Here is a 15978-nt window from a genome sequence, read left to right on the forward strand (position 1 = left end):
ACTGGCCCCCTAGAATCAATTTACCGAGAGCGACTTCAGCAACTCTTCAGCTTGCGAGCGTTCGTCAAAATTACCTTTTTGAGCCAGCAATTCGGTCAGGAGCTTTTTGGCTTGGTCGCGCTTGTTCAACTGTAAGTAGGCTTCCGAGAGATGCAAGCGAACGCTATTGCTGTTCGGTAATGCTTCGTAAGCTTTAAGCAAAATCGCTTCCGCTTGGGCAAATGCTCCTTTTTTTAGCAATAGCTCCGCGTATGTGTCGGCAATGTTCGGATCTTTAGGAGCCTTCTCGTAAGCGATCTTAGAATGACGCAGACCTGAATCGATATCGCCTTTTTGACCTAACATCCATGCCAAATTGTTATGCACGGCGATGTTATCGGGATTTTGTCTGACAATTTCTTCATACTGCAGCAAGGCTTCGTCAAAGGCTTTATTTCTGCGCAATTGCTCTGCGTAAAAAGCCCGCAAACTTACATTAGTAGGCTCGCTGTTGATGCGGGTTCGCAACACCGCTAGCGCGTCATCAGTCTTACCTGCCCGTATCAGAGCAACAGCCAATTCGATTGCGAGTGGCGTATTGTCGTTAAGCTTTAACGCCTCTTGAAATAAAACCACTGCTTCATCCGGCTTGTTTTGCTCCAAAGCTATACGCGCCTCTAATTCGCGGGAGTTGGCAGACTTCGGATAAGTAGCTGACAACTTGCTCAAAATGTCTCGCGCCGCATCAAGCTGCCTGTCGGAAGCCAATAGTCGCGCTTTAGCAAACAGCGTATAGCCGTCATCCGGTTGAATTTTAAGCGCTTTATCAAGCTCGCCAATTCCTTGCGAATAGTTTCGAAGAACTTCGTATATTTGGGCGAACTGATTATGAGTTTCAAGATCATCGGCCGCCTTGCGCAGGGCATCCGCAACCAACGCCTCGACCTCCTTGGTATCCCCGGAATTTTTATCTAACCCCGCGAGCAAAAATAAAGTTCTGGTATGTCCGGGATTATATTTCAATACGTCCAAATACAGCGATCGAGCTCGCTGCGCATCCTTGGTACGCAATGCATATTCGGCTAGTGCCGCAGATGCTGAAGGTTCACCCTTACCTAAGCTAAGAGCTTTTTCAAAAGCGGCTATAGCTTTTTTATCGTCGCCCAAAGTTTGATAAGAAAAACCCTCGATAATAAAACCGTGAGGAACGCTTGGCTGAGCTTGCTGAAGCTTTTTAGCAATATCGAGCGAATTTTCTACTTTTTTATCTTTAAGATAAATATTGGATAGAGCAACGGCAGTTGGTATTTGATTTGGCGCCAGTCTCCAGGCCTTTTCTAAATCCTTTACGCCTTCCTCTTTATTCCCTTCTTGCAAATGCTTTAAACCGCTATAGTAGAATTGTTTGACGAGTTCACTATTATCTTGAAAGAAAATTCCCGGAGTATTACGGTAATAATCCTGCCCCGGCACTTGGCCAAAACCTAATCCATCCAACCCGAAACCCTGCTCGATAAGAGGATCGCTCTTATGTTCGGGATAAACAGACAAGGCCCAAGCCTGAGAAATAGAAAAACCACATGTCAACACAGCTATTGCAAACCTATTAGAACAATAATAGCTAGTTTTTTTTATTAACACGACACCCTCCTGGGCAGGATTTATGGATAGAAAAGAGAATTCATATATTCCCACCGCGAGTGGGGACGAGCTATAACTAAATCTGGTGCACAGCCTGACTTGAAAAAAGGTTGCGCCCTCTGCTGAAATAACAGCAACAATGAGAGACGCCATGAACAAAAATAATGCAAAAGAGAGGAGTGGCCCCGTTGATTTGAACAAAAAATCGGTGATTTAAAGTAAAATCCCTGCCATGATTTAGGCGGCCAACTTGAGGATTGGCAGCGAATCGTTGTAAGCCTGGTGCGGCGTTTTTCGGTTCAAGCTGGAATGGGGCCTTCGGTGGTTGTACCGCTCGAAATAATCCAGGATTGAGTTGCGGGCTTGGCCGACAGAATCGTAAGCATGCAGGTAAACCCGCTCGTATTTGACCGATCGCCATAGCCGCTCGACAAAGACATTTCCCACCAAGCGCCGCGACCGCCCATGCTGGGCGGGCGGCCTTGGTTCAGGGTTCTTTCCACAAACAGAGAAAAATAAATAACTTAGTAAGAATGAATTGAAACGGGTTTTCTCAGGGTTTTACCTCCAACCCGCAAAGTTTTGCCAATCCTAAAACCGATTACTAACTCTTCAGATGACCCTACGTTGAGTAATTCCCTTAATTTTGCTTCAGCTTGAAAAAGCTGCTTCTGACGTTTTTCAGGGAAAGCTGACAAGTCCGCAGTCTTCCCACGATAAAAAAGCAAAGGCAAGCCGACAAGTGGCTGAAAATCCAATCCCTGTCTAGTAGCCTCCAGCCAAACTCGCTGCATGGCTCGGCCTGCTTGAATAAATCCAACTCTATCAGTTTTTTCCACGCACAACATACCAATGACGGGCACATTACGAAAGTTGTACCAACACTTGAGGCCAACCACTCGTGACAATCCGAGATAATTGGCCAATTTCACAAACCGCCAAAAGCGTAATATCGGAAATAATAGTTTCTCGGGCCAACTCAAGCCTAAAACATCCAATGTCATACCATCTCCAGCATTCATGCTTTGCTCCCGATTCCAGCGTATTTGTCTAAATAGAAAGCTATGTATAGCTTTATTCTCAAAGACTAAACTATCATTTATCATAAATGCCCTCGCTAGTTTATCTATAATGCTCGGATCCGTTACAAAATGACTAACAACATTTGGAATTTCCTTGACTGACTCTACCAATAAATTTAAGTCGTAAATGGTGGATTTAGAAGATTGATATCTAAATCGGTTAGTCGAACGTTTAAATATGGATTCATAAAGCGGATCAAGAACTGGAAAACTTTCTTCGGACCTAAAATCAATAGCTGCAACCTGATGAAAGTTACTCGAATTTGGAAACAAACTGACGTTAATAGACAAACCTAAATGTCGCGACGCTACACTAATGTTTTCTATTACTGCACCATGTGCAATATAAGAAGCCACCTGTTGATAATTATAATAAGAGTCATCCTTTTCGGGAAGGTTATAAAGAACTATTCTCGAGTAATCGTCTGTAACGTCAAAACGCCACGGCTGCGAGTTGTCTCCCGATGGAGCCCGAATAGCGGCATCCAATATTGTTTCTATTTTTGTCTTTTCCATTGTAGTTTTGGCCAATCAGCGACGAGGAACAAATCCTATTATTGAATCATCTCAATAAACTGCTTCTTAGCCAGCAGAATACTTAACTTCTGGATCAGATTGTTGTTTCCGCCTGGCCGCCAAGTCGTAACTAACTTGTTACAGTAAGCGTCGAAATGGAGCCCTGTCGGCGCAGCAATAACCCTACCTCGATCCAATAAAATTTTTAGAGCTTGAGTCGCTACAACACCAGCACACAACTCGCACGCCATTGGAGTAGATGGGCCACGATGATTTAGCAAATCGACTGCATTTCTATCCATCAAATACCCTCTCTGCAGCATAGCCGGGGATAATCCCAATAAGAAATGCAGAATTTTCTCAGTTCGCGACTTACCACTAAGTTGAAAGTACTGCTCGAAAGTCATTTTGCCTGGCATAAAGTTCAGCAGAGCGACCCCCATTCCTAAAGGAGCCGCCGTAACTGCAGGAATACCATGCTCTGCACAGTAGTCAAACACCATTTCTCTGGCTTCGAAAGCGAAAAAATCGAGTGAATCAACATATAAATCTACCCCGCTAAAAAATTTGGCGAGATTGCTTGCAGTAACGCCGTCTGAATACTTTTCGATGGTCAACTCAGGATTAATATCGTGCGCCATGTCTGCCATCACATCAACTTTGGGCTGATTCAAATGTGACATTGTAGCCCCCACCTGACGATTAAAATTGGCGAGTTCAAATTTATCAAAGTCCGCTATGTGAAATCTGCCGATACCTAAACGGGTTAGTGTTAGCAAATGACTACCACCGACACCGCCCAAGCCCGCAATCGCTATTTTTTTACCACGAAGTTGCGCCTGTTCATCTTGCGTGATCCAACCTATATTGCGGGAAAACGCCAGTTCGAAATTGAATGCGGTCATGGATCTGCTCCTGATAGATGTCAGTGGTTTTACTAAGTATTATGCTACACTGTCAACAGGCTTTTTTACCTGCCGTTTAGCTAGCTACTATAAATGTATTTACCGTTATCCTGCCAAACGAACACCCTGGACCTAAATCTCAATCTGAAGACTGTCCACTTTAAACCAGCCTCTTCCCTTGCGCTACCCAGCTATAAAGTCGGCAGAATTCAAATGTCCCACATCGGAAAAAATCATTCAATTCAACGATGAATTCGGTAGTTTTCCTCCTTTCCACCCAAATGCTAATTCACAAACGCCTACGCTTTGCGATGACCGTGATCGGCATAGCGCTGGCATTCTTCTTGGCGGCCGCCCAAATCGGCCTAATGGTCGGCTGGGTAAATACTAATAGTGCCATAATAGAACATGCTGGGGCCGATATATGGGTTATGGCAGAAAACACACGAACATTCGACTTCGGCACAACGATACCCCGGCACCGAGTTCAGCAAGTCAGCAGCGTTGACGGAGTCAATTGGGCTGAGGGTATGTTGGTAATCTGGATCAACTGGCAACATCCCGATGGTAAACGAATCACTGTCGAGGTCATTGGCTTGGATTCCAGCAACGCAGGAGGCCCTTGGAATATCGCGGTAGGAAGTATCGAATCGGTGCATTTGCCCGATACGGTTTTAATCGATGAATTATCAAAAAGCGCCTTGGGCGTGAATTCAATCGGGGACGAAGCCGAGATGGAAGGAAAACGGGCCATCATTGGTGGCTTTTCCAAAGGAGTGCGCACCTTTACCGCCGCCCCATTTGTGTTTACTTCGATCGATAACGCTCTCGGATACGTACCCGCGCATCGAGAAGACGACATAACCTACGTCCTCGCTCGCGTCGCACCAGGCGAAGATCCAATAGCCATCCGAGATCGAATCTCGAGCGAATTATCCAATGTCGAGGTGCTGACTACAAAAGAATTTGCGACCCGCTCTGTCAAATACTGGATGCTGGAAACAGGGGTTGGCATCACTGTGATCATAACGGCTGCACTTGGATTGTTAGTTGGCGTTATTATCATGAGCCAGACATTGTTTTCAATCACACAAGACCATATCGCTAATTACGCAACCTTGCTCGCCTTGGGCTTCCATCAAAAAACGCTGAGGCAGATCATCCTTACTCAAAGCATAACACTTGGTGGACTTGGCATTATCTTAGGCTCGCTGCTGTTTTTAGTTGCCTGCAAATTCACTGCGCTGAGTCCTATCCCATTAGAAACCACACCATCAGTTTCCGCTTGTCTTACACTATTCTCTCTACTTTGCTGCATCGCCGGCTCCTGGTTTTCGATCCGTGCCGTTTTTAAATTGGACCCTGTCTCGGTATTTCACTGATGAAAAACGTTTTAGTCTGCCGGGGCATTACCAAGAGTTACGGCAGCGGCGACCTGGTCGAGCAGGTGCTAAAGCGCGTGGATCTCGAATTTTCCCAAGGGCAAGCCTCCGTATTAGTTGGCCCGTCCGGTTCCGGAAAAACCACGTTGCTGTCGATCTTGGGATGCCTTTTGGCGCCAAGTAACGGGGAATTATTGGTCGAAAACAACCCTGTCAATTTTTCCGACAAGAGCAGCCTGACCGAAGTCCGCCGGCAGAAATTGGGTTTTATATTCCAGCAAGCGCAGCTGTTACCGTTTCTGACGATCGATGATAATTTATCGGTCATCGGACGCAATGCCGGCATGGCGCAACCCGATATTGACCAACGCGTCAACATGCTATTGGATAGATTGCAACTTCAACCGCTTAGACACAAATACCCTAGTCAATTAAGCGGCGGCCAACGCCAACGTGTCGCCATCGCCCGGGCACTACTGCATCGTCCTTCTATCGTTTTGGCCGACGAACCCACCGCTGCGCTCGACTGGAATACCGGTAAAACTGTAGTCGAGCTATTACTCGAACAAGCCCGTATAGAAAACGCAGTCCTGGTCGTAGTGACTCACGACACCAGAATGCTGCCGTTGTTCGATAGAATCCTATCGATTGCCGACGGCCTACTGGTCGAGCGCCAGCAGACTGCGGCAACGGAAAATACTTTCTATACTGAAACCAATTTGGACCACCCTCCCGGATTTTGAATATGCGACGCCCCGCCTCATTGATTACTGCTTTGCTGATTACTCTCGGCAGCCCTTTGCTTCAAGCCGATCAGTCCGGACCGGAACCACGGAGGATACAAGGAATAGGCTATATCGAGCCGGCCAACGAAATTCGCCGAGTGGCATTCAAACATCCTGGAATTCTCGGCGAATATAAAGTAGAACTGGGCCAACAGGTTAAAGCTGGCGACATCCTTGCTCTTCAAAAAAACGCCGAAGAGCAACTCGCGGTTACGGTAGCAGAAGCGCAATTGGCAGTTGCCAAAGCCGATTTGGAAAAAGTCATGGCCGGCATCAATCCCTACGAAATCGAAGCCAAAAAAAACGCGCAAAAGGTATCTGCCTTGGACGCGGAATATGCGCGCCGTAAACTCGAACGGATCGATCGGCTGCAAAATAGCAAATTTGCCTCGGAAGACGAACGCGACTTGGCGGAAACCAGCGCAAAACTCAAGCAAGCAGACAGCCTGCGTTTACTATCGGAAACCCGCTATCTGACAAACTACGTCCGCGATGTGGACAAACAAGCGGCACTAGCTCAAGTGGCGGTTGCCGAAGCGCGGTTAAAAGCGGCTCAACAGAGTTTCGCTGAAACATTTCTGGTTGCGCCGATCGACGGAACCGTACTGGAAAATATCTTGCGCGTCGGCGAGTCTACATTTTCGACCAGCAGCCCAGAACCGGTATTATTACTGGGCGATCTGAGCAAATTGCGGGTGCGGGCGGAAGTGGATGAGAACTACGCCTTATTGTTGCGCGCCGGGCAAAAGGCGATTTTGTTTGGCCGCGGACTGGGCGATAAAGAAATTCCTGCGCGCGTGTCTTTAGTGAAACAAATCATGGGCAAAAAGACCGTTTTCGCCAAAACCGCCACCGAACGCAAGGATATCGACGTCATTCAAGTATTTATCGATCCTGAATCGCCTTTACATGCTCCGGTCGGACTTGAAGTCAACGTTAAAATCGAACTAAATTAAATAACTGTTATTCAACTCAGATCTTGCTTGATAAAAAACCTGAAGAGCCGCAAGAGCAAGCCGCTTAGAAAAACAGCCAACATGGCATATATAATATTCGTTATTGTCATAATCCTTAGGATTAAGGCGAAATAACTGTTATCAATAGTATCATGTTCGATATTTCCAAAATTTTGCTCTGGAATATTTAACACCGCCTTCTCGTTACTACCCGACACCGCTTTTACCATATCATCCTGGAACATGGCGTTTCCGTTCGATACGCCTAGTGAATTGCCCACCATAATGCTCGCACCGAATTGATGGTTCAGCCCTTTAATTCCCCTATATCCTTCGGCGACGACACTGCGACTAAAATCGTATTGCGCCATTTTTGCATAAATTAAGTTATCAATCTCCTTGATATCGTAATACGTCCACAAGAGTTTGCTGTATACCGTATCGCCTATAGTATCGCGAACCGAATCGAGTACATCTTCATAAAAAGTTCCCACGCCTGACTGAAAATAAGGCGGGACACCAAGGCCGCTTTCCCTAGCAAATCCAGCCTGATACGCGGAAGGCCTAGTCATTCTGCCGGCAAGCACCGAATCTATCGTTACATATCCTTGTTGCGGCAAAGCGACCCGACTTAGCGAAGCATTCTGAACGGGCCCGGACTCTCCCTGTTTATCAGCCCCATCTTTATGTGAAACCTGATTATTTAAAGGGTCGGCAGCGTTATTCTTAACATCATTTGCCGGATTTTTCACTTCCGCGTTTTCTTTATACGATGTCGGTTTAACGGTTTGATTATTGGCTTCTAATCCAAACGAAACCAAAATTCCCATAAAAACCCAGCAACAGCGCTTACCGGAACAGGCATTGATAAACGCTCGACGACAATTATCAAACCGGCGTAGCCAAAACACCAGGCAATAATCGGAAATATAATAAAGAAAATAGAACATTGTTCTCCGCACGGAGGCAATAAAAAGTCATTTAAAGCGTGAGAACTCAACCCGCCATCCTCACAGCGACAACCACGATGGCCATATAGAAACTTAGTTTAAGTATATCGAAATCTTGTCACGCTATTGGAAAGCCGCCCCCAAGATGATTTAGGCTTTTTCAAAGCACTATCGGCTTGGATTACGAATATGTAGTTTGAAAAGCCGAAATAAAGTTATCGATATACTCTGCACGCAGATTGTCAATACCGGCAGCAGCCTTGCGCCCCCCGCCCGAGAATTGTCTGCACAACTCATCCGCTCCCGTTTTATTGTTTAAAGGAGCCCGTACACTTACCTGAAACCCACCGTTCCGATTCCGGTTCAAAACGGCATGCGCCCTGTCCGGATAGCGATTCGCCAATTCATTCCCCCAGACACCACTGACGCGCCGAGCCCATTTTTGATCGGGCAACACGAATACGGCAACGCTATCCGTTGCAAAATATGCTTGGACTTGCGCTACTGAATCCATGTCCTGGGCATAGCCCTCCAGTAGCTGTCGATACAAATGCGGTTTATCGCCGATAAACTCCAATGGCGAACGATAGCCAACCAGCACTTTGTACAACAAATCGGGAGGTATATGCAGATCGCAAATATCGTCACCGTATGCGTTGTAATTGATACAGATTCCCAATTGCTTTAAATCATGCAATTCTTGAGCCGACATATTCAGCGCCCCGGCCGCCCGATAGGCTGCGGCATCCAAATTGTCGCCGAAAGCCCCAGTTACCGCCCACGCGGTGTAGCGCGCACCCAAAAAACGGTCCATCAATAGGCTAGTGCAAACATTGGCATCGGTATCGATTTCTGCCGTCAAACCAGAATAGCGCGGTATCTCGCCGGGAAAATGGTGGTCCATGTAAAAAATTCCGACGCCTTTATCCAGCAACCTCATCAGCGCATCTCGGTTTCGGTCCAGGGATACGTCCAGCACCACCACCTCGTCGCCGGGCGTTGCCTCCACCCGAGTAAGCAATCCGATATCGCGTTTAACTCCGGTCACCAGCAAAGACTCTCTCGGATATGCCAACCGCAATTGAACCAGACTGCAAATGCCGTCGGCATCTCCGTTAAAAACGTCGATATTCATCGGTCAGCGATCTTGTCGTTGGAAGCTCGATCACTCCCCGCACAGCCAAAAATTCCATGACTCTGTCCACGCAATCGTCCAAACTATCCCGACCGGTTTCTACGATTAAATCCGGATGCAACGGGACTTCATAAGGTGACGAAATTCCGGTGAACCATTTGATTTCTCCCTGTCTGGCTTTTTGGTAAAGGCCCTTAGTATCGCGCTGCTCGCAAACAGCCAAATCGCAACTGCAATAAATTTCGATGAAATCGTTGGCAGCCACTAGTTGCCTGGCTTGCAGACGTTCCACCTGGAACGGAGAAATAAATGCCGTCAACGTGATGATGCCGGCCTCCAACATCAATTTGGCAACCTCGGCGATGCGCCGGATATTTTCTCTGCGGTCTTGATCGCTAAACCCCAAATCTGCGCACAGCCCCTGCCTGACGTTGTCTCCATCCAAAACGAACGTACGACAGCCAAGCTCGTGCAAGCGCTCTTCGACCGCGTGCGCCAATGTCGACTTGCCGGCGCCGGATAAGCCGGTGAACCACAAAATCGCCGAGCGGTGGCCATTCAAGGCCGCCCTTTGTGCTCGATTAATCCGGGCGTGATGCCAAACCACATGTTTATCCACGCTTTCCATAACTACTCGCTTTCTCCATAAAAAATTCCGACTGATCCAGCCCGATTAAGCCAACAAACAGACCTATCTCCAATCTTCAATCGCGATTGCCCCGCCGCCGCCAAGCCCCGCCTCCGAAAAACCTTTGGTCCGAGAAATGACCGATATTGTCGATTCCCTCAAATTTCGCGAGTGCCGTGTTTTAAGGTATCATTTGCGGCCTTTTTCGGTCAGCTCGGCGATTCATGAAGATCGGCCCACATCCACTTCCCAACAACGTAATTCTGGCCCCGATGGCGGGGATCACCGACAAACCGTTCCGGCAATTGTGTAACGAATTCGGCGCCGGTTTAGTCGTGTCGGAAATGCTGATTTCCAATACAACCCTGCAAAACCACCCACGGACACTGAAAAAAGCCGATCTTTCCGCAGAAGCCGGACTTCGCTCGGTACAAATTCTGGGGGCCGACCCGGCACAAATGGCCGCGGCCGCCCGACTCAATCAACAGCGCGGCGCCCAAATCATCGACATCAACATGGGCTGCCCAGCTAAAAAAGTCTGCTCGACGGCAGCGGGGTCGGCGCTACTCAGGGATGAAGCGCTGGTCGCTCGGATTCTGGACGCCGTCGTCGCCGCGGTCGAGATACCGGTGACCTTAAAGATTCGGACCGGCTGGGATCCGCAAAACCGCAACGCCTTGCAGATTGCAAGGATAGCCGAGCAAAGCGGAATTCAGGCGCTCACCATACACGGCCGCAGCCGGGCTTGTAAATTCGAAGGCCATGCCGAATACGAGACTATCAAAAGTGTAAAACAAATAACCACGATTCCTATCATCGCCAATGGCGACATCGATAGCGCTGAGAAAGCCAAACAGGTCCTGGACTATACCGGTGCCGACGCGGTGATGATCGGTCGCGCCGCCCAAGGCCGGCCCTGGATTTTTAGAGAAATTAGCGCAACCCTGCAGGGTTCTGCGCCGATTACGCTGAGTTTGACCGAAATCAAAACCGTCGTCGCCAGGCACCTGGAGAATTTATACAGCTTCTACGGCAAAGACACTGGTGTTAGAATCGCCCGGAAACACATCGGTTGGTATTTCGATCGCCTAGGTGCATTGCCGGCCGCACAAAAGGCGGCGATCAATCGGGCTCAAGATACCAAGCTACAACTCAATCTGGTCGACGCATCTTTCAATCTAATTTCGCCAAGAGCCCCCTAGATGGTAACACCACCTTCCCCAACAGATGCCGGTAGCGACCGCACCCTGTCCGACCATGTCCGCGATTGCGTCGAAGAGTATTTCAAACATCTTAACGGTCACGATTCCTCCGGTTTATACCATTTAGTCTTAGCCGAAGTCGAAAAGCCGCTACTGGAAACCACACTGAAACATTGCGATTTCAACCAAAGCAAAGCCGCAATTATTCTGGGTCTGAGCCGCAGCACCCTGCGCAAAAAGCTCGACCATTACGGCATCAGTTAACATCTTCTTTTTCCTTTTTTGAGGTTTGCATGAACAAAAAAGTGACCCGTGCGTTGGTCAGCGTCTCCGATAAAACCGGCATTCTCGAGTTTTGCCGCGGCCTGAACAGCCTGGGAATCGAATTGCTCTCCACCGGCGGTACTGCGAAATTGCTGGCCGAACATAATATAGCCGTCACCGAAGTATCGGATTACACGGGTTTTCCGGAAATGATGGACGGCCGGGTGAAAACCCTGCACCCTAAAGTGCACGGCGGCATCTTGGGCCGCCGCGGAATCGATGACGCGGTGATGGCAGCAAACGCTATCCGACCTATCGACATGGTCGTCGTCAATCTTTACCCCTTCGAACAAGCCATCGCCAAGCCGGATTGCGATTTGGAGACCGCGATCGAAAACATCGACATTGGTGGCCCGACCATGATCCGCGCCGCCGCAAAAAACCATGCCGATGTTGCAATTGTGGTCGATCCGGCCGACTACGCGGCTATTTTGGAAGAACTGCAAACGGGTAACGCAACCCTGAGCCACGAGCGCCGGTTCAAACTGGCCTTGAAAAGCTTCGAACACACTGCCCGCTACGACACCGCAATCTCGGCTTATTTAGGAAAAATACTGGACAGCGCTTTTCCGGAAACGCTCAATCTGCAATTTCACCGCTTACAAACCATGCGTTATGGCGAAAATCCGCATCAGAACGCTGCGTTTTATCGAGAAAAAACGCCGCCTGCCGGCAGCATCGCCGCGGCAAGACAACTACAAGGCAAGGAATTGTCTTACAACAACATCGCCGACGCCGATGCCGCCTTGGAATGCGTAAAAGCGTTTTCCGAACCGGCCTGCGTGATCGTCAAACACGCCAATCCCTGTGGCGTGGCAGTCGGAACCGATATTTACGACGCTTACAATCTGGCCTACGCAACCGATCCTACCTCGGCATTCGGCGGCATCATCGCCTTCAATCGCGAACTCGACCCAACCGCCGCCGCCGAAATCGTCGGCCGCCAGTTTGTCGAAGTCATTATCGCGCCGGCAATCGCTGACGAGGCGAAAGCCGCTTTGGCCAAAAAGCCGAATGTCCGAATATTGGACTGCGGTTATTGGCACGACTCAGAAAGCGCGCAGTTGGATTTCAAACGGGTCGGCGGCGGCCTATTGGTGCAGGACAAAGATACCGGCAATATTGCCGCGGCGGATCTGAAAGTCGTCAGCAAGCGCGCACCGACCGCGCAGGAATTGGCCGATTTGTTGTTCGTCTGGAAGGTTGCCAAATTCGTCAAATCCAACGCTATCGTTTACGGTAAACACGGCCGGACCATCGGTATCGGCGCCGGCCAAATGAGCCGGGTCTATTCGGCAAAGATCGCCGGCATTAAAGCGGCGGACGAGGGCCTGGATGTAGCAGGTTCGGTCATGGCATCCGATGCCTTTTTCCCTTTCCGCGACGGCATCGACGCCGCGGCGGCAGCCGGCATTACCGCGGTGATACATCCCGGCGGCTCAATGCGCGACGCCGAAGTCATTGCGGCGGCTGACGAGCACGATATTGCAATGGTATTGACCGGCATGCGCCATTTTCGGCATTGATGCGCCGCATCGAATCCGATTCGTGTCGAGATGGGCCGGTCACTGCGGCCCTTTTTCCCAACTGATCTCCGGTAAATCCTATGAAAATCCTGATTGTCGGTAGCGGCGGCCGTGAACACGCCCTGGCCTGGAAAGCCAAACAATCCCCAAAAGTCACCCATGTCTTCGTAGCCCCCGGAAATGCAGGCACTGCATTGGAAGCCGGTATAGACAACGTCGACATTCAAGCTGACGACATTGACGGTTTGCTGAACTTCGCCCAGGCACGCTCCATCGATTTAACGATTGTCGGCCCGGAAGTACCGCTGGTAATGGGCATCGTCGACCAATTCCAAGCCGCCGGCTTAGCCTGTTTCGGACCCACTGCAAAAGCGGCGCAATTGGAAGGGTCGAAATCGTTTTGCAAAGATTTTATGGCTCGCCACGGCATTCCCACCGCCGCCTACCAAACCTTTACCGACACCGAACAGGCCATTGCCTACATTCGTAGCCAGGGCGCGCCAATCGTGGTCAAAGCCGATGGCTTGGCTGCCGGGAAAGGCGTCATCGTTGCCCAGACCGAAGAACAAGCGATCGATGCGGTACGGGATATGTTGTCCGGCAACAGTTTCGGCGAAGCCGGGCATCGAGTGGTGGTCGAGGAGTTTTTAGCGGGGGAAGAAGCCAGCTTTATCGTGATCGCCGACGGACAACACGCGCTGGCTATGGCAACATCGCAAGACCACAAAGCCCGCGATAACGGCGACCAAGGACCGAATACCGGCGGCATGGGCGCTTATTCTCCGGCTCCGGTGGTTACTCCGGAAATCCACCGGCGCGTTATGGACGAAGTCATCATGCCGACGCTACGCGGCATGCGCGAAGACGGCAACGAATATACCGGCTTCCTTTATGCGGGTCTGATGATCGGCAAAAACGGCACCGTCAAAGTATTGGAATACAACTGCAGGTTTGGCGACCCGGAAACACAGCCGATCATGATGCGTTTGAAAAGCGATCTGGTCGAACTGTGCCAGGCGGCATTACAGAAAACGCTGGATAGAATCGATACCGAATGGGACCAACGCGCGGCTTTAGGTGTCGTGTTAGCCGCAGGCGGATATCCCGACGCTTATGCTAAAGGCCATCCGATCAATGGCTTGCCAACTGAAAACGCCGCCGATTCGAAAGTATTTCACGCCGGCACAAAGATGGAAGGCCAAAAAATCGTCACTGCCGGCGGTAGAGTGCTATGCGCATGCGCTTTAGGTGCAGATATAGCGGAAGCCCAACGTAAAGCCTATGCCTTGACTCATGAAATTGACTGGCAGGACGTATATTACCGGGACGATATTGGTTTTAAAGCAATTCGCAGTACGGAAAACTAGCTGGTAATAAATTAGGATAGCCTGCTACCCGGCAGCAAAGCTGCTCGGGTAGCAAGGAATTTGAACAACTAAGCGTCGCCGAAACGTAATACTTCCAGCTTCACTTTAGCTAAGCCGGCCTGCACGAAGCCAAGCTCTTTTGCAGCCTGCTTGGACACATCCAACAGTCGCCTGTTACGGTGCCCTGCCCGGCTATTAATGCGTAGTTCTACACTACGGTTGTTGGACAAGTTAACAACTCGTACCAACGAACCGAAAGGCAACGATGGGTGCGCCGCTGTAAGCGCATTTTTATCGTAAACCTCACCGTTCGCTGTCCGCTGACCATGCATTTTGTCGCTGTAGTACGACGCAATGCCGCTTTGTTCAATGGAAAGCAAACCGTGCTTCTCTGTTTTCGCATAACTAACAGAGCAAACAGACGCTAGGCTAGCTGATAGCGTTAAAAAGGCTATCCGTTTCGCATTTCGCATCCTACCCTCCTTTCGTTAAGTATTGACAGGAGGTTCAGAGACTAACCCAACGGGTGTGGCATGACAAGCTTTTTTCGTTAGTGCTCAGTATTTTTCTCCTGTCAAGACTTATTTTCACGCACCACAAAATCACCCTAACAGATTGATATTAAATAACTTCATAAAAAGAAAAACGCCTGCTTATGCACCGCCACCCCGGCGATATAAAACAAAACCAGCATTGCGCCGGAAAATGCCAACCAACGTTGCTGCCCACTTTGCCGAATCGCAACCATTCCCAGCCCGATAAAAACCGGTAGCGCCAGCACTTTGGCGACAATCCAGCCAAAACTCCCGGCCAACCAACCGCCTTGAAACACCAGAACGATGCCGCTAATCAGCAATAGGCTAGCCAACGCGTGCGGAGCAATCTTTAATAACGGACGCTGTAATAATTCGGGCTTGACCTGTGTCGCAAGCACTCTGGCGATAAAACTGACTGCTACCAATGCCGCTAAAAGCAAATGTAAATGTTTGACCACTGTTTCGTCCTTCAATGTTCTGCTGGAAATTAAGCACCGGCCGACAGACTCGATGCCGTTGTGACGTAAGGAACTAATGCTAACATGCGATCCCGGATAGCAATAATGAAACAACGGTCTCGATTCGCCGAATGTCGCGTGGAAATCACGGCCTTGAATGCCCTCGCCCCGATCACTGAATCGATTCGCTGCGCCCACTGGACCATCGAAATCGGCTTGGAATGCGCTAAATCCGCTGATACCGCACAAAAATTTTGCCGCAGAAAAATATTGTTTTGACACAAAACAAATTTAAGTGTAAAAAATGCCCCGTCGACTAACAATAATACTAAATTCGACATACAACTCGAGTTGCCCCTGTTTAGGGCTAATTATTACAACAACAAGATGAGGATTAGAAAATGGCTGAACAAGAAAAAGACAATACCTTTACCGTAGTTGCTGTTGTTACTGCGATCGCTATTGCCGGCGTCGTAATGTTGAAACAAGACGAAACCAAACACTTGAAATACAGCGGTGAAACCAGTGCTGCTGCTGAAGCTCAAGTTTTGGCTAAGCATAAAGATTTCAACAACGACGTACTGAGCCAAGCAAAATAATTAATTT

The 15978-nt window shown here is 49.2% G+C and carries 16 protein-coding genes and 1 pseudogene; 8 read left to right on the top strand and 9 right to left on the bottom strand.

The window, feature by feature from the left end; all coding sequences use genetic code 11:
* Positions 1–15 precede the first annotated feature (15 nt).
* The 4 genes and pseudogenes from VXJ35_RS15385 to VXJ35_RS15400 form a co-directional block, all read right to left on the bottom strand.
* Entirely contained in the window at positions 16–1620 is a 1605-nt protein-coding gene (locus VXJ35_RS15385; RefSeq protein ID WP_197495850.1) for a tetratricopeptide repeat protein, read from the bottom strand.
* 237 nt (positions 1621–1857) lie between these two features.
* Positions 1858–2090, bottom strand: a pseudogene (locus VXJ35_RS15390) (integrase core domain-containing protein); the annotation flags it as partial.
* 54 nt (positions 2091–2144) lie between these two features.
* On the bottom strand, positions 2145–3218 hold the full coding sequence (locus VXJ35_RS15395) for a nitroreductase family protein (protein ID WP_064022245.1): 1074 nt from the start codon (positions 3216–3218) through the stop codon (positions 2145–2147).
* 38 nt (positions 3219–3256) lie between these two features.
* Entirely contained in the window at positions 3257–4123 is an 867-nt protein-coding gene (locus VXJ35_RS15400; RefSeq protein WP_064022246.1) for a ThiF family adenylyltransferase, read from the bottom strand.
* A 311-nt stretch (positions 4124–4434) separates the two neighbouring features.
* Here VXJ35_RS15400 and VXJ35_RS15405 point away from each other — a divergent pair, with 311 nt between their 5' ends.
* The 3 genes from VXJ35_RS15405 to VXJ35_RS15415 all read left to right on the top strand — a co-directional run bounded on the left by VXJ35_RS15405 (position 4435) and on the right by VXJ35_RS15415 (position 7246).
* Positions 4435–5505: an ABC transporter permease gene (locus VXJ35_RS15405; protein ID WP_197495852.1), complete on the top strand. Its 1071-nt coding sequence runs from the start codon at positions 4435–4437 to the stop codon at positions 5503–5505.
* Positions 5505–6248, top strand: coding sequence for an ABC transporter ATP-binding protein (locus tag VXJ35_RS15410; protein ID WP_064022248.1), 744 nt, complete (start codon positions 5505–5507; stop codon positions 6246–6248). Before VXJ35_RS15405 ends, VXJ35_RS15410 begins: the two co-directional genes overlap by 1 nt.
* A 140-nt stretch (positions 6249–6388) precedes the next feature.
* On the top strand, positions 6389–7246 hold the full coding sequence (locus tag VXJ35_RS15415; RefSeq protein WP_064022249.1) for an HlyD family secretion protein: 858 nt from the start codon (positions 6389–6391) through the stop codon (positions 7244–7246).
* Positions 7247–7257: 11 nt separating this feature from the next.
* On the opposite strand, the gene VXJ35_RS15420 is transcribed toward VXJ35_RS15415, so the two are convergent.
* The 3 genes from VXJ35_RS15420 to cysC form a co-directional block, all read right to left on the bottom strand.
* The gene (locus VXJ35_RS15420) at positions 7258–8196 is read right to left on the bottom strand and encodes a hypothetical protein (protein WP_157198197.1); all 939 of its coding nucleotides are present in this window, start codon (positions 8194–8196) and stop codon (positions 7258–7260) included.
* Positions 8197–8377: 181 nt separating this feature from the next.
* Entirely contained in the window at positions 8378–9331 is a 954-nt protein-coding gene (locus VXJ35_RS15425; protein WP_064022251.1) for a hypothetical protein, read from the bottom strand.
* Positions 9312–9959: an adenylyl-sulfate kinase gene (cysC, locus tag VXJ35_RS15430; protein ID WP_064022252.1), complete on the bottom strand. Its 648-nt coding sequence runs from the start codon at positions 9957–9959 to the stop codon at positions 9312–9314. Before cysC ends, VXJ35_RS15425 begins: the two co-directional genes overlap by 20 nt.
* A gap of 224 nt (positions 9960–10183) precedes the next feature.
* On the opposite strand from cysC, the gene dusB reads away from it, so the two are divergent.
* The 4 genes from dusB to purD all read left to right on the top strand — a co-directional run bounded on the left by dusB (position 10184) and on the right by purD (position 14378).
* Entirely contained in the window at positions 10184–11161 is a 978-nt protein-coding gene (dusB, locus tag VXJ35_RS15435; protein ID WP_064022253.1) for a tRNA dihydrouridine synthase DusB, read from the top strand.
* A complete protein-coding gene (locus VXJ35_RS15440) occupies positions 11162–11425 on the top strand; it encodes a helix-turn-helix domain-containing protein (protein ID WP_054760407.1) in 264 nt (87 codons plus the stop codon).
* Positions 11426–11454: 29 nt separating this feature from the next.
* On the top strand, positions 11455–13011 hold the full coding sequence (purH, locus tag VXJ35_RS15445) for a bifunctional phosphoribosylaminoimidazolecarboxamide formyltransferase/IMP cyclohydrolase (protein ID WP_064022254.1): 1557 nt from the start codon (positions 11455–11457) through the stop codon (positions 13009–13011).
* 80 nt (positions 13012–13091) lie between these two features.
* Positions 13092–14378 (top strand): phosphoribosylamine--glycine ligase, encoded by a 1287-nt coding sequence (gene purD / locus VXJ35_RS15450; protein WP_064022255.1) that lies wholly within the window; start codon positions 13092–13094, stop codon positions 14376–14378.
* 68 nt (positions 14379–14446) lie between these two features.
* Here the strand turns inward: purD and VXJ35_RS15455 are convergent, their stop codons facing one another.
* Together VXJ35_RS15455 and VXJ35_RS15460 are read right to left on the bottom strand one after the other, a co-directional pair.
* Positions 14447–14851: a septal ring lytic transglycosylase RlpA family protein gene (locus VXJ35_RS15455; RefSeq protein ID WP_054760409.1), complete on the bottom strand. Its 405-nt coding sequence runs from the start codon at positions 14849–14851 to the stop codon at positions 14447–14449.
* Between the two features lie 158 nt (positions 14852–15009).
* Positions 15010–15654, bottom strand: a complete 645-nt coding sequence (locus VXJ35_RS15460; RefSeq protein WP_231914757.1) for a SirB2 family protein — start codon at positions 15652–15654, stop codon at positions 15010–15012.
* Between the two features lie 119 nt (positions 15655–15773).
* On the opposite strand from VXJ35_RS15460, the gene VXJ35_RS15465 reads away from it, so the two are divergent.
* Positions 15774–15971 carry a hypothetical protein gene (locus VXJ35_RS15465; RefSeq protein ID WP_054760411.1) on the top strand — a complete coding sequence of 66 codons (198 nt, stop codon included), beginning with the start codon at positions 15774–15776 and terminating at the stop codon, positions 15969–15971.
* Positions 15972–15978: the final 7 nt, after the last annotated feature.

Origin of the sequence: Methylomonas sp. DH-1 (genome assembly GCF_046097555.1) — a bacterium.
Lineage (GTDB): Bacteria > Pseudomonadota > Gammaproteobacteria > Methylococcales > Methylomonadaceae > Methylomonas > Methylomonas koyamae.